A 16,905-nucleotide genomic window follows, 5' to 3' on the forward strand; every position below is an offset into this window, starting at 1 on the left:
GCCCCTGGGGCAGGCGCGGCAGGCCGCCGGTCCAGGGGCCGCGGGCGCGGTCGGGCGTCAGCGCCAGCTCCGTCCGCCAGCGGCGGTCGCGGCCGAGGCGGCGAATCAGGGTGGCGAGCTGGGCGCGATGGAAGCGCAGCGCGGCGAGCGGGCCGATGCCGGCGGCGAGGCGCCGCTTCACCCGGCCGAGGCGCGGCGCGCGGGCGAAGAGGATCAGCGTGTCGCCCTTCATGCCGCGGGGCTGTCTTGCCGGCCCATGCGGCCCTGCAGGCGGCGAGCCAGCAAGGCGACGGCCCTGGCGCGCGGCCGCAGCCCGCGACGGGCGAGAGGCAGGCCGGGCCTCATCCGTAGAGCTTCCGGATGAGGCGCGGCGGCACGCCGAGGAACCAGAGGGAAAGGCAGCAGAGGTTGCGGGCGGAGCGGCGCCACCACCCCTCCTCCTGCCAGCGTGCGGCGGAGGTGACGGCGGGAACGGGCAGCGCGGCCAGGCGGCGACGGCCGAGGCGGCGGACGAGGTCCACATCCTCCATCAGCGGCAGGGGGCGGAAGCCGCCGAGCTGGTCGTAGAGGGCGCGGGAGATGAGCAGCCCCTGGTCGCCATAGGGCAGGGCCAGGGCGCGGCAGCGCCAGGCCACGGCGCGTTCCAGCCGGCGGGCCTGGGGTGAGGGATCGTCCAGGGCGAAGCGGAAATAGCCGGCGCGCCAGCGATTGGCCGGCTCCGCCATATGCGCCTGGACCGCGGCGGGCCAGCCGGGGCCGAGGCGGGTATCGGCGTGCAGGAAGAGCAGCCATTCGGTGCCGGACGCGGCGGCGCCGGCGGCGAGCTGGGGGCCGCGGCCGGGCGGGGCGGCGATGACCCGTGCCCCGGCGTCTCGCGCCGCTCGGGCCGTTGCGTTCCCGCTCGACGAATCTGAAATAATCACCTCCCGGCAGTACAAGCGGAGGTTGTGAATTGTCTGTGACACCTGATGGGCCGCGTCGCGTGTGGGAATGACGATGGTCAGGTTTTGTTCCAGAAACGCCTTAACCAATTGTTCGCCCGTTGTTCTTGACAGCACAACCGCGGACAAGGCAGGGTTCGTGTGAACAGACAAGGAACGGGACCATGCCGGACGGGCTTGCTGTTTCCCCTGGCCTGGGGCTGCCGCGCAAGGGCCGCGGCGCCCTTTCCAACCCCGCCGTGCGGTATGAGAGCACGGCGCGCGAAGCCTTCGACGATGGCTGGGGCAGCCTCGCCGAGCTGGCCGAGCTGCCGCCACTGCCGACCACGCTGCTGCGGGAGAAGTCGCGCAGCGCCATGACGTGGAACGAGAGCCCGGATATCGGCTTCGACCGGTCGCTGAACCCCTATCGCGGCTGCGAGCATGGCTGCGTCTATTGCTACGCCCGGCCGAGCCACGCCTATGTCGGCTATTCGCCGGGGCTGGATTTCGAGACCCGGCTGCTGTTCAAGCCGGACCTGCCGGCGCTGCTGGAGAAGGAGCTGCGGCGCCCGGGCTACCAGGCGAAGCCGGTGGCGCTCGGCGCCAACACCGACCCCTACCAGCCGGTGGAGCGCACCCTGCTGCTCACCCGGCAGGTGCTGGAGGTGCTGGAGCGCTTCGGCCATCCGGTGACGATCGTGACCAAATCCGCGGGGGTGCTGCGCGACCTCGACATCCTGCGGCGGATGGCGGCGCGCAACCTGGTGCATGTGTGCCTTTCCATCACCACGCTGGACGCGGCGCTGGCGCGGAAGATGGAGCCGCGGGCGGCAGCGCCGAGCCGGCGGCTGGAGGCGATCCGGCAACTGACGGCGGCAGGGGTGCCGGCGGGGGTGCTGGCGGCGCCGATGATCCCCGGGCTGAACGACGCGGAGCTGGAGCGCATCCTCTCGGCCTGCGCGGCCGCGGGGGCGACGCGCGCCGGCTATGTGCTGCTGCGGCTGCCGATGGAGATCCGCCAGCTCTTCGAGGAATGGGCGCGGACGCATTTCCCGGACCGCGCGGCACGCATCCTGGCGCTGGTACGGGAGACGCGGGGCGGGCAGCTGTATGACAGCCGCTTCGGCGTGCGGCAGAGCGGCACCGGCAATTACGCCGACATGCTGGCCAGCCGGTTCCGGCTGGCGATCACGAAGCTCGGGATGAACAAGACCGGCGTCGGGGCGCAGGGGCTGGATTGCAGCCAATTCGCGCCGCCTCCGGCGGCGGTGCCGGCGGCGCGGCAATTGGAGCTGCTATAGGTTGAGGGGGAGCGCTGCTCCCCTCAAACTCCCCCTCGCCAAGGGCCGACAGGCCCTTGGAACCCTGCGTCGGCGGGTTGAACCTGCGTGCGCCAAATTCCCGGTTTCCAAAGGCCCTTCGGCCTTTGGCGGATCGGACGCAGTGCGGTCCGATCCCCGGAAGGGTTGCACCGCAAGGCGCGCCTTGCGGCGCGGCGCCCCTCTCGGCCGTCAGCCCTCCTCAGTGAAGAATTTCCGCCCGTCGGCGAAGATGTTGGGGCGAAGAAAGATGCTGAGGATGGTGGCGCCCTCCGGCCCGGCCCAGGCGACATGGGTGTTGCCGGCCGGGCGCCAGACGAACTGGCCCTCCAGGCACTCTCCCTCCTCGTCCAGGAAATGGCCGCGCAGAACGTAAGTCTGCTCGATGGCGGTGTGCTCGTGCAGCGGCACCACGGCGCCCGGTTCCAGCTCCAGCAGCAGCGTCGCCAGGCCGCTCGGGTCGGTGCAGAGGGTCTTGCACTTGATGCCGGGGAATTTCGTCTCCTCCCACGGCATGTTCGGCACGTCGAGGAAGATGGAGGCGGGCGAGGGCTCATCCGCGAGCAGGCGCTTGCGGGGCGGTTTCTGGGCACCATCGGGCATGGCGGTTCCTCCCTTCCTTCTGACGTGCGGCAGCCTAGGCCGCCCGGGCCCGCGGTGGAAAGGGGGCTACCGCCGGTCGGTGGGCACCAGGGCGAAGCCCAGCCGAGCCATGCCGAGCATCATCTCGATCGCCAGGGCGGGGGCGGCGAGGCAGGCGAGGCCGGCGAGGATGGCGGTATGCCCATCCCCGCCCTGTGCCAGCACAGCCAGGGGCGCGCAGGCGGCGCTGGCCAGCAGCAGCGCCCAGGGCGCTTCCTCCCGGTCCAGGCCGGGACTGCCGAAGGGAGAGCGTCGCCAGAGCCGTTCCACGTGACACCCCATTGCTGCGAAGGCTTCAGCGGCACCCTGGCGCGCCGGTTGCGGCGCCGGGCAGGACATTTTGCCGTGCGGCGCGACCGGCCGGGCCAAGGCAGGCACCGGCCGCCCCGGAGGATGCAGGACAACTATGACCCAGCGCCCCAGCGCCGCGCCACACTGGCGTGGGAAGGGGCCGGGGCGGGAGAGGCTGACGAAGGGTTGAGCATCGCGCGAAGGCGGGCGGCGGCGGAGGCAGCCACGCGGCGCGACATGATTGGCAGAGCGGGACCGGCCGGGTGGGTCGGCCGGTCAGCGCCCGGTGGGGTCGGTCAGCCTTGCCCGGTAGGATCGCTAGAGCAGATCGCCGTAGGGCGGCAGCGCCCGAAGGCGTGAATCTGCTCTGCAAACAAAGGCGTAGAGCGTTTTCGGTGAACGCATGTAAACCGAAAACGCTCTAGGGCGGGTCCCGCTAACTGGGTCGGTCGGATGGGCGCCCTCCGGATAGGGATCGGCCGTGCGAGGGCCGGCGTTGGCGGGGTGCCGAGCGGCAACGGGCCTGCAAACGGCCCACTTGCCCCCTTACCCCGGCTGCCCCTCACCGGATGGGAAAAGGGCAGCGAGTGGTCAGGGCGGACCGCCTGATGTCCTGCCGCGGCAAAGCCGCGGCAGGCCGTGCGAGAACTCCGAGGATGACCAACCGGGGGCCCCACGGCGTTGCGCAGCAACGTCGTGGGGAACGATCTAGAACATCGCCATCCCGCCATTCACATGCAGGGTCTGGCCCGTCACCCAGGCGGCCTCGTTGCTGGCGAGGTAGGCGACGGCGCCGGCGATGTCCTCCGGCGCGCCCATGCGGCCGGCCGGGATGCGCTCCAGCAGCTTGCCGCGCACCTGCTCGCCCAGCACATCCGTCATCGCCGTCTTCACGAAGCCGGGCGCGACGACGTTCACCGTCACGCCGCGGGTCGCCACCTCCTGCGCCAGCGATTTGCTCATGCCGATGAGGCCGGCCTTGGCGGCGGCGTAATTGGCCTGGCCGGCATTGCCGGTGACGCCGACGATGGAGGCGATGGAGACGATGCGGCCCCAGCGCTTCTTCATCATGCCGCGCAGTGCGGCGCGGGCCAGGCGGAAGGGGGCGGTCAGGTCCACCTCCAGCACCGCCTGCCAATCGGCATCGCCCATGCGCAGCGCCAGCATGTCGCGGGTGAAGCCGGCATTGTTCACCAGGATGTCGAGCCCGCCGAGCTTGCCCTCCACCGTCTCCACCAGCGCCGCCGGCGCCGCCGCATCGGCGAGGTCGGCGGGGGCGACCACGGTGCGCTCGCCGAGCTCGGCCGCCAGCGCCTCCAGCTCCGCAGCGCGGCGGCCGGTGAGGGCGACGGTCGCGCCCTGGGCGTGCAGCGCCCTCGCCACCGCGGCGCCGATGCCGCCCGTGGCACCCGTCACCAAGGCGACCTTTCCGTCGAGACGAAACATTCGAGCCTCTCCTAAACCTTCAGGGCGCAAGCCCGGGCGCACTGCCATCACGCCGAATCAGCCGGCTTGCCTGCCGGCCGCGTCATTGGGACAGGAGGCACCCGCCCGGCGGCGGCTGGCCCTCCGGCCGCCCAAAGGCATGGAGCCGTGCTCCCGCGGCAGAGCCGTGCTTCGACGCACGGACCTGTCCGGCTACAGGCCGGGCAGAGATGGGCACGGACCCCGGCCTTGCCAGCGGCTGCGCGGTGCCGCCGTCCGGGGCCCAGCCTCATCGGCAAAGCGAGCGCCGCAAGCGGCCGGCGCCGCCCCGCGGACGAGGATGCGGGACCGCCACGGGCGCGTCAGAGCGACTTCAGGAAGGCTTCGACATCGGCCGGGGTGCCGATGGCCAGCGCCGTGGCCTCCGGTGCGTTGCGCTTCATCAGCCCGGTCAGCACCTTGCCGGCGCCGAGCTCGGCGAAGCGGTCGCAGCCCATGGCGGCCATGGCGGCGATGCATTCGCGCCAGCGCACGGTGGCGGTCACCTGGCGGACCAGCAGGTCGCGGATCTCCGCCGGGTCGGTCGCCTTGGCGGCGGTGACGTTGGCCACCACCGGCACCACCGGGGCGTTCACCGTGGCGCGCTCCAGCGCCTCGCCCATCGCATCCGCGGCGGGCGCCATCAGGGCGCAGTGGAAGGGGGCGGAGACCGGCAGCGGCAGGGCGCGCTTGATGCCGGCCGCCGGGGCGGCGGCGACGGCGCGATCGACCGCCGCCTTGGCGCCGGAGATGACCACCTGGCCGCCGCCATTGTCGTTGGCGACCTCCACCACCTCGGCCTTGCCCGTCTCCGGATCGGTGGCGGCGGCGGCGCAGAGGGACTGGGCCTGGTCCAGCTCGGCACCCAGCAGGGCGGCCATGGCGCCGGTGCCGGGGGGCGTGGCCTTCTGCATCGCCTCGCCGCGCAGGCGCAGCAGGCGGGCGGCGGTGGAAAGGTCGAAGGCGCGGGCGGCGGTCAGCGCGCTGTATTCGCCCAGAGAATGGCCGGCGACGAGGGCGACGCGGCTGGCGAGGTCGAAGCCGCCCTCCTGCTCCAGTACCCGCAGCACGGCGATGGAATGGGCCATCAGCGCCGGCTGGGCATTGGCGGTGAGGGTGAGCTCCTCGGCCGGCCCCTCGAACATCAGCTTCGAGAGCTTCTGCTTCAGAGCCTCGTCCACTTCCTCGAACACCTCGCGGGCGGCGGGGAAGGCGGCGGCCAGGTCACGGCCCATGCCGGGGGCCTGGCTGCCCTGGCCGGGGAAGACAAAGGCAAGGGCCATGGCACGTTTCCAACGGATGACAGGGGGCGGGGCCTAACGGCTGGTCACCGGTATGTCAACGCGATAGGGGGCTGGCCGAGGGGCAGCAGCGCCCGGCAGCCCATCAGAATGGATTCCAACCCTCCCGCCGTGCCACCCGTTCCGGGCGCGACGGGCTCAGCAGCGCGGCGCCTGCCGGGAAGGCGATGCGAGGGTCGCTTCGGGCCCGGGCCGCAGCGCCACAGGGCCGGCGCGCGCCATCCCTCGCCGCGCGGTCCCGGACCCGCGCGGCGCTCATCGGATGAGCGGGACGACGCTGCCGGTCCATCCCTGGCGCCCAGCGGAACCTGCTGCGGCCTGTTGCCCCGCCGCGCATGCCGCGGAAGACCGCGGCGCCCGCCCCGGCCCGACGCCGCACGGCGGCTCCGCGGGAACCCTCATTCCCAGCGTTCTTGGTAGGAAAAGATCGGCAGCCGCCAGCCGCCCCAGATGGCCAAAAGGCGCAGCGTCAGGCCGGCGGCGAAGCTGATCGCGGTGTTCAGGTCGGTATCCAGGCCGAGGGCGCGCAGGCCGAGGAAAAGGGCGCATACGGCCAGCGAGACGCTGGCATAGAGTTCCCGCCGGAACACCACCGGCACCTGGTTGCACAGCACGTCGCGCAGGATGCCGCCGCAGATGCCGGTGATCATGCCGGCCATGATGACGACGACGATCGGGTAGGCCATCTCCAGCGCCACGCTGCAGCCGATCAACGAGAAGGCGACCAGCCCCATGGCGTCCAGCACCAGGAAGACGCGCTTCAGATTATGCAGGAAGGGGGCGACCAGCGTGGTCAGCAGCCCGGCGGAGATCACCAGATAGACGTATTCCGGATGCTGGGTCCAGCCGATGGGAAAGCGGCCGAGGATCAGGTCCCGGATGGTGCCGCCACCCAGCGCGGTGACGAAGGCGATGACGGCGACGCCGAAGACATCCATCCTGCGGCGCCCGGCCGCGAGGGCGCCGGACATCGCCTCGGCGGCGATGGCGACGAGGTAGATGGCCGCCAGGGCGGAGGCTGTGGGCAGGAAGGCGTCCATGGACGAGGCTCCGGATCGGGCCAGGACGCGCGGCACGGCGGATCCTGGCGTGCCTCTCCCGCTGTCCTTTTACCTGAGAGTTTCGGCTCCGGGCGGAGCCTGCCCCTTCGGTGGGCCCGGAGCCACGCGGGGCGGCTCCCGGCCTCTCTCCAGACGGCACGCGATGTCCCTGCGGTTCGGTCTGCCTGAGCGATTATGGGAGGTTGCGCCTTCGGCGGAGGCCAGGGCCTCGCTCTCCCGCAGGGGTCAGGCCGGTTATCAGCAGCGGCCGGCCCGCTTGTCAAATGCCGCGCATCCGCCGCCCATCCGGGCCGCCACTCGGACCGGGGTCCGGGGCCAGGTCCTGGCCCCGGCGGGGGTGCAGGGGCAGCGCCCCCTGCCCTACTTCGCCGCCTCGGCCTCCACTTCCACCTTGAACTTCGGGTCGGCCAGCCCGGCCACGATCAGCAGCGTGCTGGCCGGCCGGTGTTCGCCCAGCCAAGCGCCGCGCGCCGCGCGCCAAGCCGGGATCAGCGCCGGGTCGGTCAGGAAGACCGTCATCTTCACGAGGTTCGCCTTGGTCATCCCATGCGCCTCGAGGATGGTGCCGATATTGGCCAGCGCCTGGTCGATCTGCGCCACGCCGTCCTCCACCGGAGTGCCGTCCGGCCGGGTGCCGACCTGGCCGGAGAGGACGAGGCGCTCCGTGGCGCCGGAGACCAGGGCGGCGTGGGAATAGGCGCCCGGGGTATGGACGCCGGCCGGGTTGGACAGGGTGATGGGCATGGTCGTTCCTCCTTCACTCGCGCGGCAGGGCTTCCCGCTCCACCGGGGCGGGCGGCGGGGCCGGGATGGTGCCGTCCGGGTTGGGCGCGGTGGCGGCAAGGAATTCGCGCAGGTTGCGGCGCACCTGGAACTCGAACTCGACGTTCAAATCGTCCAGCGCCTGGCGCAGCAGCGCCTCGTCCGCCCGGCGGCGCTCGGCATCCGGGCCGGAGACGGCGCGGCGGGTTGCCGCCTCGACATAGCCCATGCGGCTGCCCATGGGGGAGAGCACCTCCAGCCGGCAGGCAAGGGTGCAGGAGAGGCTCTCCCGCCCCTGGATGAGCTGGGCGGTGGCGACGCTGAACACCGCCTTCCCCTCCGTCCCCACCGCCACCAGCCGGTCGCGGCCCATGATGCGGACGGCCTCGGCCGGGCTGGGGACGAGGCGGGCGCCGACATCGCCCGGGGCGGGGGCGGGGTTGGCGGTGGAGATCTCGATCTCGCTGACGGTCAGCGGCAGGGGGATGAGGTAGCGGTAGCCGATCGGCGTCGCCGGCACCGGGGCAGGGTCGCGGCTGCAGGCGGCGGCGAGCACGGGCAGCAGCAGGGACCGCCGGTGCGGCATGCGGAAGGCTCCTCGACGCGATGGATCGAGGGCGAAGCTAACCTCGGCCGGGCGGGGCGGCTAGAGCAGATCGCGTTCAGCGGGAATCATCCGAACGCGTGAAGATGCTCGCAAAACAACGGCCTAGAACATGCTGCGTGAGCGCAAGCGAACGCAGCATGCCCTGGAGCAATATCCGTTCGGAGGATGCCACCGGGGCGGCCGGCTCCGGAAAACGCAACGGGGCGAGCAGCTTGCCGTCGATCCGGCGGACCAGCGGCAGCCCTTGCCGCCGCGGTGGTGCGGGCGCCCTGCACGCCCGCCGGGCGATGGTGTCGCGGTCCGCCTGTCCGCTCCGTGTGGGAGATCCGGCGGCGGGAGCGAGCAGGAGACCAGTCCCGGGAGGTGCGGCGGCCGCTCCGGTCCCAGCGGCGAGGACGCCCTCGCCGCGCGGATCCCACGCCCCGCAGCAGCGCTAGCCGCTGCTCCGGACCTCCGCCCGCTCGAACCGGAAGGCGAGGTTGCAGAACTCGCAATTCATGGTGATGGCGCCGTCCTCCTGCGCCATGTGGTCCAGGTCGTCCTCGCCGAAGCCGGCCAGCACGCCGGCCAGCTTGGCGCGGGAACAGCGGCAGCCATAGGAAAGGGGGCGCGGCCGGTCCACCGCCAACCCCTCCGCATGGAACAGCCGGTGGAGGAGCTGGGCCGAAGGCAGGGCATCGTCCAGCAGCTCGGCATCGGTCAGGGTGCCGGCGAGCGCCAGGGCGGTGCGCCAGGCCTCCTCCTGCGCCTCCTCGTCCAGCGCCGGGTCGATGCCACCCTCCCCCGCCACCCGCTCCATGATGAAGGCGCTGGCGCGCCAGCCGGCGGGGGTGCGGTCGCAGGCCAGGCGGATATGGGCGCGGAGCTGCTCCGAGGTGCGGAAATAGCTGTCCGTCATCTCCGCCAGGGTCGCGCCCTCGATGGCGACGATGCCCTGGTAGCGGTCCATCTCCGGCCCCTGGTCGCAGGTGAAGGCGAGGTAGCCCTGGCCGAGCAGCAGTCCGGCCTCCGGCATCTCCGTCACCCCGAGGGCCGCGTCCAGCGTCTCCGGCTCCGCCCGGGCATAGCCGCGCAGGGCGCCGGCATCGGTGCAATCCGCCAGCAGCATCGGCACCGGACCATCGCCCTTGGCCTGGAGGGAGAAGCTGCCGCGGTATTTCAGCGCGCCGGCCAGGCCCGCCGTCAGCGCCAGGGCCTGGCCGGTGAGGCGGGTGACGGCAGGGTGGTTCTCGTGGCGGGAGAGCAGCGCCTCCGCCAGCGGGCCGAGGCGGATGAGCCGGCCGCGCACCGGCTTCTGGTGCAGGTGGAAGGGCAGCAGGCCGCGCGGCACCACGATATCGGGTACGGGCGGGCGGTCATGCTGGAGGAAATCCGGAGTGGCGGAGGGCTGGGTCGGGTCGGGCAAAGGACAGAACCTTCAGGCGCAAAGGGGGGCGCGAGGGACAGGCAGGCTGTCCCATAGATAGGCGCCCGGTGGCGCCACGCCCACCCTGCCCCGCCCGAGGGCGAGGCCCGGGCCAGGACTCAGCCCAGCCCGAGGGCCCAGAGCAGCACGCCCTTCTGGGCGTGCAGGCGGTTCTCCGCCTCGTCGAACACCACGCTCTGCGGCCCGTCCATCACCGCCTGGGTGATCTCCTCCCCCCGGTGGGCCGGCAGGCAGTGCATCACGATGGCATCCGGCGCGGCCTTGGCCAGCAGCGCCTCATTGAGCTGGTAGGGGGCGAGGAGGTTGTGGCGGCTGGTCGGGCCGCCCTCCTTCTCGTCGGACATGGAGACCCAGGTATCGGTCACCACGCAGCGGGCGCCCGCGACCGCCGCCGCCGGGTCGGCGGTCAGCTCGATCCTCGCCCCTTCCTTCCGCGCCCAGTCCACCAGCTGGGCGGGCGGGGCGAGTTCCGGCGGCGTGGCTAGGCGCAGGGTGAAATCGAAGCGGGCGGCGGCCTGGATGAAGCTCTGCGCCACGTTGTTGCCGTCGCCGGTCCAGGCCACCACCTGGCCGGCGATCGGGCCGCGATGCTCCTCGAAGGTCATCACATCGGCCATGAGCTGGCAGGGATGCGAGACATCGGTCAGGCCGTTGATGACCGGCACCGTGGCGTGCTCCGCCAGCTCGCGAATCTTCGCCACGTTGTCGGTGCGCAGCATGATGGCATCGACATAGCGGGAGAGCACCTTCGCGGTATCGGCCGGGCTCTCGCCGCGGCCGAGCTGCATGTCCTTCGAGGAGAGCACGATGGCATCGCCGCCGAGCTGGCGGATGCCGACCTCGAAGGAGACGCGGGTGCGGGTGCTGGGCTTCTCGAAGATCAGGGCGATGGACTTGCCGGCCAGCGGCTTGCCGGCGATCTCGCCGCGTTTCGCCTTCACGCCGAGATCGAGCATGCGGCGGAGCACCGCCGGCTCGATATCCATCAGTTCCAGGAAGTGGCGGGGGGGCTCGCGCCCCCCCTGGTCCGTCTTCACCGCGGCCAGCGCGCTCATTGCGCCGCCGCCGCCTTTTCCGCGCCGGGCGTGCAGCGCAGGCAGGCGCGGTCGAGCAGGCGGAGCGCCTCGTCCGCCTCGGCCTCGGTGATGATGAGCGGCGGCGCGAGGCGCAGCACGTTCATCCCGGCGGCGACCGTCAGCAGCCCCTCGGCCGCCGCGGCGTTCTGCAGGTCGCCGTTCGAGATCTCGGGGCGCAGCTTGAGGCCGACGAGGAGGCCGGCGCCCTGGACGCCCTCCACCGCCTTCGGGTGGCGGCCGGCCAGGGCCTGCAGCCCGTTCCAGAGATGGCGGGCGACGCGGTCCACCTGGCCGAGGAAGCCGGGGGCGAGGATCACGTCCAGCACGGCATTGCCGGCAGCGCAGGCGAGCGGGTTGCCGCCATAGGTGCTGCCATGGGTGCCGGGCTTCAGGACCTTCGCCACCTTCTCCTTCGCCAGGATGGCGCCGAGCGGGAAGCCGCCGCCGATACCCTTGGCCGAGGACATGACGTCCGGCTCGATCCCCGCCCATTGATGCGCCCAGAGCTTGCCGGAGCGGCCCATGCCGGTCTGCACCTCATCGAGGGCGAGCAGCACCCCGAATTCGTCGCAGGCAGCGCGGAGCTGGCGGAGGAAGTCGAGCGAGGCCGGGCGGACGCCGCCCTCGCCCTGGATCGGCTCGATCATCACCGCGGCAGTGGTGCCGTCGATGGCGTCCCGCAGCGCGTTCATGTTGCCGAAGGGGATGTGCTTGAAGCCCTGCACCGGCGGGCCGAAGCCGGCCAGGTACTTCTCATTCCCCGTCGCGGCCAGGGTCGCCAGCGTGCGGCCGTGGAAGGCGCCCTCGAAGCAGATCGTCACGAAGCGCTCCGGGTGGCCGTTCTCCGCATGGTATTTGCGGACGGCCTTGATCATGCCTTCGTTCGCCTCGGCGCCCGAATTGCAGAAGAAGACGCTGTCGGCGAAGGAGGTCTCGACCAGCCGCGCCGCCAGCTTCTCCGCCTGCGGGATGCGGTAGAGGTTCGAGGTGTGCATCACCTTCGCGGCCTGCTCGGCGATGGCCTGCACCAGATGCGGGTGGCCGTGGCCGAGGGAGGCGGTGGCGATGCCGGCGCCGAAATCGAGGAATCGTCGCCCATCCGCCGTCCACAGCCAGGCGCCTTCGCCCCGCTCGAAAGCGAGATCGGCGCGGTTGTAGGTGGGCATGAGGGCGGGAATCACGGATTGCCACTCCAAACCTCCCCTGCCCTGGCGCGGATCGCCGGGCTTCCACGGGGAAGCCGGGGATTTGGCCGCAAAGCGGGGGGCACGTCAAACGCGGATGCGTGAATTTTCCCGCGCAGGCGTCCCCTGCCCTGCATGGCGGCCAACCCAGACCGGGGTCCAGGGGGTTGGCCCACCCCGGCGGGGATTGGCGGCGCCGCCGCCAGCGGGCAGCGCCGCCGATCCTACTCGGCGTACCTACGGGCTATCCGGCCTCAGCCACGCCGCTCGTTGGGCTGGTCGTAGGTGAAGGTCGGCAGGCCGGTCAGGCTCTCCTTCGTGGCGCCCGAGAGGGTCCAGCGATTGTTGTTGCCGCCCATCTGCAGGCGGTCATAGGGCACGGCCACCAGCTTGGCGCCGATACCGAGGAAGCCGCCCACCGAGAGCACCGCCACCGGCGCGCCGCCGCCCGGCGGGATGATGATGTCATCCACCTCGCCGATGCTCTCGTTGTTCTCGTTGTAGACGTTGGCGCCGATCACCTTGCTGGCGCGGCGGCCGTTGCGGGCCGCGGCGCTGTCCACCGCCATGGTGCCGGTGGCGGCGCCGGCGCCGGTGCTGGCCCCAGTGCTGGCGCGGTTGCGGTCATTCTCCGGATGCGCGCCGGACATGTTGGTGCCCAGGGCACGGTCGGTCGCGCGGCCAGCGGCGGTGCCGGGCGGGTTGCCTGGGGTGCCATCGGGCGGGGTGCGGTCGCCGGTCACCGAATCGGTGCCGCGCTGGGTGGCGGTGGAAGGCGGGTTGCCGGGTGTGCCATCGCGCTGCTGGGCGAGCACGCCGCCGGAGGCGTCGCGCGGCGTGGTGCTGTTGGGGCCGCCACGCGAATCCGGCGCGTTCTGAGTGGTCTGGGGTTGCATGGAACTGCCGCCGGTCGCGCTGCCGCCCTGCTGGGCGAACACAGGCAGGGCGAGCAGCGCGGCCGCGGCCGTCATGGCAAGCAGGGACTGACGTTGCGTCATGGGTGCGAGGGCCTCCTCTCCTTCGTGCATCCGCCTTTCGGATGAGGCCTCCTGAACGCCATGCAATCAGTGCAGGTTGCGATCACGGCTTCGGAGGTGGCCCCGTGGGCCGCGCTCAGAGGCCGGCATCGGCCGGGACGGTCACCACCCCGTCCTGGATCTCCACCGGCACCGCCTCCAGCGCCTCGCCGATGCAGGGGCCGGTGAGGCAGACCCCGTCCTCGATGCGGAAGCGGGCGCCATGGGCGGAGCAGATGATGACCTGCTTGCGCGTATCGAGGAACCGGTCCGGCAGCGGCTCCAGCGGCAGCCCGATATGCGGGCAGGAATTGACGTAGACATGGACCTTCTCCCCCCGCCGCACCGCGAAGAGGCCGGTGAAGCCGCCCGGCGCGGCGGGGAAGCCGCGGGCGGCATTGTCCGGGATCTCCTCCAGCCGGCAGAGCACCCGCCGCGCCGTCTCGTCTTCCGCCATCATCAACTCCCCTTGGCCCCCCCGGCCAGGCCGTGGCGCTCATGCCACTCGGCGATGCTCTCCTCAGGATACTCGTCATGCAAGCGGTCCTGCCTGCCGCGCTGCAGCGGCACCCAGTCCGGCTTGTAGGCCAGCATGAGATGCGTGCTGTCCGGCGCCGCGGGCAGGGGCGTGTCGATCGCCGAGGCGAAGGGGTGGATCAGCTCCGGCCAGCGCTTGTCGTAGAGCCAGAGGGCGCTGCCGCAGAGGCTGCAGAAATGCCGCTCCGCCGGGCTGCGGCGGGCGCGGGCCTCACCCTTCTCCCGCAGCTTCGCATGGTAGATGGTGATGTGCTTCCCGCCGTTGACCTTCAGCGTGGCCGATTTGCCGCCGAGGTTGATGGCATAGCCGCCCCCGCCCTGGGTCTTGCGGCAGATGGAGCAGTAGCAGCGCTGGTAGGGATAGGGGTGGTCGCTCTCCAGCCGGAACTTCACCGCGCCGCAATGGCAGGAGCCTTCGAGATGCATGGCCGTCTCTCCCTCCGGATCGGGAAGGTAACGCGCAAACCGCCGCCCGTGCCGGTCCGTTCCGAATTCAGGACGATGTGCCCCGCTGGCCGCCGAGCGCCGCCAGCAGGCAGTCGGCGCGCCGCGCGACGCTCAGCTTGGGCAGGATGACCAGCCGGTAGCCGAGGCCCTGATAGGCCTGCACCAGCCGGCCATATTCCGCCACCGCCGCGTCGAAGCCGTGCCGGCGCTCCGGGTCCGTGGCGTAGATCTCCGGCCAGGGCGGCGTCAGGAAGACCGTCGGGTGGTAGCGATGCGCCTGGCCCAGGCGCTGCAGCGCCGGCTCGCCGGCCGCGTGCTCCAGCGCCGCCGCCGCGTCGATGAGGCTGCGGTCGAAGAAGACCCAACCCGGCCGGGTGGCGGCGGCGGCGCGGTCCGCCAGGGCGAGCGCGATGGCGCGGCGGGCGAAACCGGCCAGATCCAGCCAGGGCAGGGCCTGGCCGCCGCTGGCCTGCTCGGCCGCGATCACCCGGCGGCCGGGCTCCTCCACCGTGGCATGGCCGCGCCGGGCCAGCTCGGCGAGCAGAGTGGATTTCCCGCCGCCGGAGCAGCCGGAGAGGATGACGAAGCGGTCGCTCACGCGGCCCGCCCGGGCTGCGCCGCCGCGCTCAGTCCGCACCGCCCATCCGGCAGAGCAGCGCCCAATGCGCCGCGCTGACCGGCATGACCGAAAGCCGGGACTGCCGGACCAGGGCGATCTCCGCCAGGGCCGGCTCCGCCTTGATGGCGGCGAGGGTGACGGGCCGGGGCACCGGCCGCACCGCCTTCATGTCCACACAGACCCAGCGGCCGGTCTCGTCGGTGGGGTCCGGGTAGGCGGTGCGCACCACCTCCACGATGCCGACGATCTCCTTCCCCACATTGGAGTGGTAGAAGAAGGCCTTGTCCCCCTTGGCCATGGCCTTCAGGTGGAGGGCCGCCTGGGCGTTGCGGACGCCGGTCCAGGGCTCGACGCCATTCGCCACCTGCTGGTCCCAGGAGAAGGCATCCGGTTCGCTCTTCACCAGCCAATACGCCATCGACTCCGTCCCGCACTGTTGCCGCGACGTTACCGCTTGGGGCGGATGCTTCAATCCGCGGCGATTCGCGCTAGTTAGGGGGCGTGGATACCGCCGACGCACCGCCGCTCGCCGGCCCCGCCCCGGCCCGGGGGGGCTCGCTGCACCGTTTCGCCAATCCTGGCCGCTTCCTGCGGCTGACGGGGCGGCTGCTGCCCTGGCTCAGCGCGGCCGCCCTGCTGGTGCTGGCGGTGGGGGTGGCCTGGGGGCTGTTCTTCTCCCCGCCCGATTGGCAGCAGGGGGAGACGGTACGGCTGCTCTACATCCATGTGCCCATGGCCTGGCTGGCCATGGGGGGGTATGTCGGGCTCGCCATCGGCTCGGTCCTCGCCCTGGTGTGGCGGCATCCGCTGGCGGATTTGGCGTGCCGGGAGCTCTCGCCGGTGGGGGCGCTGGTGACGGCGCTCTGCCTCGCCACCGGCAGCCTCTGGGGCAGGCCGATGTGGGGGACCTGGTGGGTCTGGGATGCGCGCCTGACCAGCGTGCTGGTGCTGTTCTTCCTCTGGCTGGGCCATGCCGCCCTGGTCCGCGCCTTCGACGACCAGGAGCGGGGGGCGCGGATGGGCGCCATCCTGGCGCTGATCGGGGCGGTGAACGTGCCGGTGGTGAAATTCTCCGTCGATTGGTGGAACACCCTGCATCAGCCGGCCAGCGTGACCAGGATCAATGCACCGGGGCTGCATGTGGATATCCTCTACCCGCTGCTGGTCTGCGCCCTCGGCTTCACCCTGGCCTTCGCGGCCCTGGTACTCGCCCGGGTGCGGGCGGCGGTGATGGAGCGGCGCATCCGGACGCTGCAATTGGCGGCAGCACGGCGGGCGGACAGCCATCCGATGACCGCAGCGCCGAAGGGCGCGGAGGTCTGAAGCGGATGGCACGACGCACGACATCATCCGATGGCCGCAGCGCCAAACGGCGCGGGGTCTGAATCGGATGGCGCAGCGGCCATGACATTGCACTGGGCGCATGTGACGGCGGGCTATGTCCTCGTCCTCGGCGGCTTCGCGCTGCTGGCGGTGACGACCGCGCTGCGCCATGCGGCGGCGAAGCGGCGGCTGGCGGCGCTGGATCCCCGCCAGGCGCGGCAAGGGCGGAAGGCAGCATGACGAAGAAGCGTAGGCGGATGTGGGTGCTGCTGCTCTGCGGGCTGGGCCTCGGCAGCGCCACCGCCCTGACCCTCACGGCCTTCCAGGACAATCTGGTCTTCTTCCGCTCGCCATCGGACATCGCCGCCGCGGCGCCGGCGCCGGACCGCGCCTTCCGCCTGGGCGGGCTGGTGGAGGCCGGCAGCGTGCAGCGGGAGACCGGCGCGGATGGCCGCCCGACCGCGCGCTTCACGGTGACCGATGGGGCGCATGCCGTGCACGTCACCTATACCGGCGTGCTGCCGGACCTGTTCCGCGAGGGGCAGGGGGTGGTGACGCTGGGCAAGCTGGGCCCGGACGGCGTGTTCCGCGCCAGCGAGGTGCTGGCCCGCCACGACGAGACCTACATGCCGCCCGAGGTGGCGGATGCGCTGAAGCGCAGCGGCCACTGGAACCCGAGCCAGGGTGCGGCGCCGCCGGCTTCGAGCTGGAATACGCTGGAACCGCGGAGGGATGGGTCGTGATCGGGGGGCTGTTTCGAGAGGGGCTCTGCCCCTCTCGAGCTCACCCCGCCAAAGGCCGAAGGGCCTTTGGAAACCATGAGTTCGGGCGCGCAGGTTTGAACAGCAGACTCAAGGGTTCAAAGGGCCTTTCGGCCCTTTGCGGGTGGAGCCCGAGGAGGGCAGAG

At 71.9% G+C, this 16,905-nt stretch carries 20 protein-coding genes, 1 pseudogene and 1 riboswitch; of the genes and pseudogenes, 4 read left to right on the forward strand and 17 right to left on the reverse strand.

The features are described 5' to 3' along the window. Positions 1-232 (reverse strand): annotated as a pseudogene (locus tag NJ376_RS18765) (TIGR04282 family arsenosugar biosynthesis glycosyltransferase); the annotation flags it as partial. A gap of 109 nt (positions 233-341) precedes the next feature. After that, a complete protein-coding gene (locus tag NJ376_RS18770; RefSeq protein ID WP_252954856.1) occupies positions 342-1,058 on the reverse strand; it encodes a TIGR04283 family arsenosugar biosynthesis glycosyltransferase in 717 nt (238 codons plus the stop codon). Positions 1,059-1,105: 47 nt separating this feature from the next. Between NJ376_RS18770 and NJ376_RS18775 the strand changes: the two genes are divergently transcribed. Next, positions 1,106-2,224, forward strand: a complete 1,119-nt coding sequence (locus tag NJ376_RS18775; RefSeq protein ID WP_252954816.1) for a PA0069 family radical SAM protein — start codon at positions 1,106-1,108, stop codon at positions 2,222-2,224. 210 nt (positions 2,225-2,434) lie between these two features. Here NJ376_RS18775 and NJ376_RS18780 read toward each other — a convergent pair whose 3' ends face one another. From NJ376_RS18780 to NJ376_RS18850, 15 genes are all read right to left on the reverse strand, one after another. Beyond that, positions 2,435-2,845 carry a cupin domain-containing protein gene (locus NJ376_RS18780; RefSeq protein WP_252954817.1) on the reverse strand — a complete coding sequence of 137 codons (411 nt, stop codon included), beginning with the start codon at positions 2,843-2,845 and terminating at the stop codon, positions 2,435-2,437. Positions 2,846-2,911: 66 nt separating this feature from the next. After that, complete coding sequence (locus NJ376_RS18785; protein ID WP_252954818.1) at positions 2,912-3,154, reverse strand: hypothetical protein; 243 nt, start codon at positions 3,152-3,154, stop codon at positions 2,912-2,914. A 729-nt stretch (positions 3,155-3,883) separates the two neighbouring features. Continuing rightward, entirely contained in the window at positions 3,884-4,621 is a 738-nt protein-coding gene (gene fabG / locus NJ376_RS18790; RefSeq protein ID WP_252954819.1) for a 3-oxoacyl-[acyl-carrier-protein] reductase, read from the reverse strand. A 341-nt stretch (positions 4,622-4,962) separates the two neighbouring features. Beyond that, entirely contained in the window at positions 4,963-5,922 is a 960-nt protein-coding gene (gene fabD / locus NJ376_RS18795; RefSeq protein ID WP_252954820.1) for an ACP S-malonyltransferase, read from the reverse strand. 416 nt (positions 5,923-6,338) lie between these two features. Further along, positions 6,339-6,980, reverse strand: a complete 642-nt coding sequence (locus NJ376_RS18800) for a trimeric intracellular cation channel family protein (RefSeq protein WP_252954821.1) — start codon at positions 6,978-6,980, stop codon at positions 6,339-6,341. Positions 6,981-7,142: 162 nt separating this feature from the next. Continuing rightward, positions 7,143-7,230: riboswitch (glycine riboswitch) on the reverse strand. Positions 7,231-7,361: 131 nt separating this feature from the next. Continuing rightward, positions 7,362-7,745, reverse strand: a complete 384-nt coding sequence (locus NJ376_RS18805; protein WP_252954822.1) for a RidA family protein — start codon at positions 7,743-7,745, stop codon at positions 7,362-7,364. Positions 7,746-7,758: 13 nt separating this feature from the next. Beyond that, complete coding sequence (locus NJ376_RS18810; protein WP_252954823.1) at positions 7,759-8,349, reverse strand: hypothetical protein; 591 nt, start codon at positions 8,347-8,349, stop codon at positions 7,759-7,761. 454 nt (positions 8,350-8,803) lie between these two features. Beyond that, positions 8,804-9,775: an Hsp33 family molecular chaperone HslO gene (hslO, locus tag NJ376_RS18815; protein WP_252954824.1), complete on the reverse strand. Its 972-nt coding sequence runs from the start codon at positions 9,773-9,775 to the stop codon at positions 8,804-8,806. Between the two features lie 119 nt (positions 9,776-9,894). Then, positions 9,895-10,851 carry an ornithine carbamoyltransferase gene (gene argF, locus NJ376_RS18820; RefSeq protein WP_252954825.1) on the reverse strand — a complete coding sequence of 319 codons (957 nt, stop codon included), beginning with the start codon at positions 10,849-10,851 and terminating at the stop codon, positions 9,895-9,897. Continuing rightward, a complete protein-coding gene (locus NJ376_RS18825; protein WP_252954826.1) occupies positions 10,848-12,053 on the reverse strand; it encodes an aspartate aminotransferase family protein in 1,206 nt (401 codons plus the stop codon). Before NJ376_RS18825 ends, argF begins: the two co-directional genes overlap by 4 nt. A gap of 257 nt (positions 12,054-12,310) precedes the next feature. Further along, positions 12,311-13,054 (reverse strand): PRC-barrel domain-containing protein, encoded by a 744-nt coding sequence (locus NJ376_RS18830; protein ID WP_252954827.1) that lies wholly within the window; start codon positions 13,052-13,054, stop codon positions 12,311-12,313. A gap of 115 nt (positions 13,055-13,169) precedes the next feature. Next, positions 13,170-13,529, reverse strand: coding sequence for a Rieske (2Fe-2S) protein (locus tag NJ376_RS18835; protein ID WP_252954828.1), 360 nt, complete (start codon positions 13,527-13,529; stop codon positions 13,170-13,172). A 2-nt stretch (positions 13,530-13,531) separates the two neighbouring features. Further along, positions 13,532-14,035, reverse strand: a complete 504-nt coding sequence (locus tag NJ376_RS18840; protein WP_252954829.1) for a GFA family protein — start codon at positions 14,033-14,035, stop codon at positions 13,532-13,534. A gap of 67 nt (positions 14,036-14,102) precedes the next feature. Further along, the gene (locus NJ376_RS18845; RefSeq protein WP_252954830.1) at positions 14,103-14,654 is read right to left on the reverse strand and encodes an AAA family ATPase; all 552 of its coding nucleotides are present in this window, start codon (positions 14,652-14,654) and stop codon (positions 14,103-14,105) included. A gap of 28 nt (positions 14,655-14,682) precedes the next feature. Further along, complete coding sequence (locus tag NJ376_RS18850; protein ID WP_252954831.1) at positions 14,683-15,093, reverse strand: EVE domain-containing protein; 411 nt, start codon at positions 15,091-15,093, stop codon at positions 14,683-14,685. Between the two features lie 83 nt (positions 15,094-15,176). On the opposite strand from NJ376_RS18850, the gene NJ376_RS18855 reads away from it, so the two are divergent. The 3 genes from NJ376_RS18855 (at position 15,177) to ccmE (ending at position 16,741) form a co-directional block, all read left to right on the forward strand. Then, positions 15,177-15,998 (forward strand): heme ABC transporter permease, encoded by an 822-nt coding sequence (locus NJ376_RS18855; RefSeq protein WP_252954832.1) that lies wholly within the window; start codon positions 15,177-15,179, stop codon positions 15,996-15,998. 81 nt (positions 15,999-16,079) lie between these two features. Further along, positions 16,080-16,238: a hypothetical protein gene (locus NJ376_RS18860; protein WP_252954833.1), complete on the forward strand. Its 159-nt coding sequence runs from the start codon at positions 16,080-16,082 to the stop codon at positions 16,236-16,238. After that, positions 16,235-16,741, forward strand: a complete 507-nt coding sequence (gene ccmE / locus NJ376_RS18865) for a cytochrome c maturation protein CcmE (protein WP_252954834.1) — start codon at positions 16,235-16,237, stop codon at positions 16,739-16,741. The genes NJ376_RS18860 and ccmE overlap by 4 nt, the downstream gene beginning before the upstream one ends. Positions 16,742-16,905: the final 164 nt, after the last annotated feature.

It is taken from the genome of Siccirubricoccus soli, from assembly GCF_024178315.1.
Taxonomy (GTDB): Bacteria; Pseudomonadota; Alphaproteobacteria; order Acetobacterales; family Acetobacteraceae; genus Siccirubricoccus; species Siccirubricoccus soli.

Bases quoted from the DNA above. Each gene is read 5' to 3' on its own strand.
- NJ376_RS18775 (WP_252954816.1), top strand. From the start codon at position 1,106: ATGCCGGACGGGCTTGCTGTTTCCCCTGGCCTGGGGCTGCCGCGCAAG.
- NJ376_RS18780 (WP_252954817.1), bottom strand. From the start codon at position 2,845: ATGCCCGATGGTGCCCAGAAACCGCCCCGCAAGCGCCTGCTCGCGGAT.
- fabG (WP_252954819.1), bottom strand. From the start codon at position 4,621: ATGTTTCGTCTCGACGGAAAGGTCGCCTTGGTGACGGGTGCCACGGGC.
- fabD (WP_252954820.1), bottom strand. From the start codon at position 5,922: ATGGCCCTTGCCTTTGTCTTCCCCGGCCAGGGCAGCCAGGCCCCCGGC.
- NJ376_RS18800 (WP_252954821.1), bottom strand. From the start codon at position 6,980: ATGGACGCCTTCCTGCCCACAGCCTCCGCCCTGGCGGCCATCTACCTC.
- NJ376_RS18805 (WP_252954822.1), bottom strand. From the start codon at position 7,745: ATGCCCATCACCCTGTCCAACCCGGCCGGCGTCCATACCCCGGGCGCC.
- NJ376_RS18810 (WP_252954823.1), bottom strand. From the start codon at position 8,349: ATGCCGCACCGGCGGTCCCTGCTGCTGCCCGTGCTCGCCGCCGCCTGC.
- argF (WP_252954825.1), bottom strand. From the start codon at position 10,851: ATGAGCGCGCTGGCCGCGGTGAAGACGGACCAGGGGGGGCGCGAGCCC.
- NJ376_RS18830 (WP_252954827.1), bottom strand. From the start codon at position 13,054: ATGACGCAACGTCAGTCCCTGCTTGCCATGACGGCCGCGGCCGCGCTG.
- NJ376_RS18835 (WP_252954828.1), bottom strand. From the start codon at position 13,529: ATGGCGGAAGACGAGACGGCGCGGCGGGTGCTCTGCCGGCTGGAGGAG.
- NJ376_RS18840 (WP_252954829.1), bottom strand. From the start codon at position 14,035: ATGCATCTCGAAGGCTCCTGCCATTGCGGCGCGGTGAAGTTCCGGCTG.
- NJ376_RS18850 (WP_252954831.1), bottom strand. From the start codon at position 15,093: ATGGCGTATTGGCTGGTGAAGAGCGAACCGGATGCCTTCTCCTGGGAC.
- NJ376_RS18860 (WP_252954833.1), top strand. From the start codon at position 16,080: ATGACATTGCACTGGGCGCATGTGACGGCGGGCTATGTCCTCGTCCTC.
- ccmE (WP_252954834.1), top strand. From the start codon at position 16,235: ATGACGAAGAAGCGTAGGCGGATGTGGGTGCTGCTGCTCTGCGGGCTG.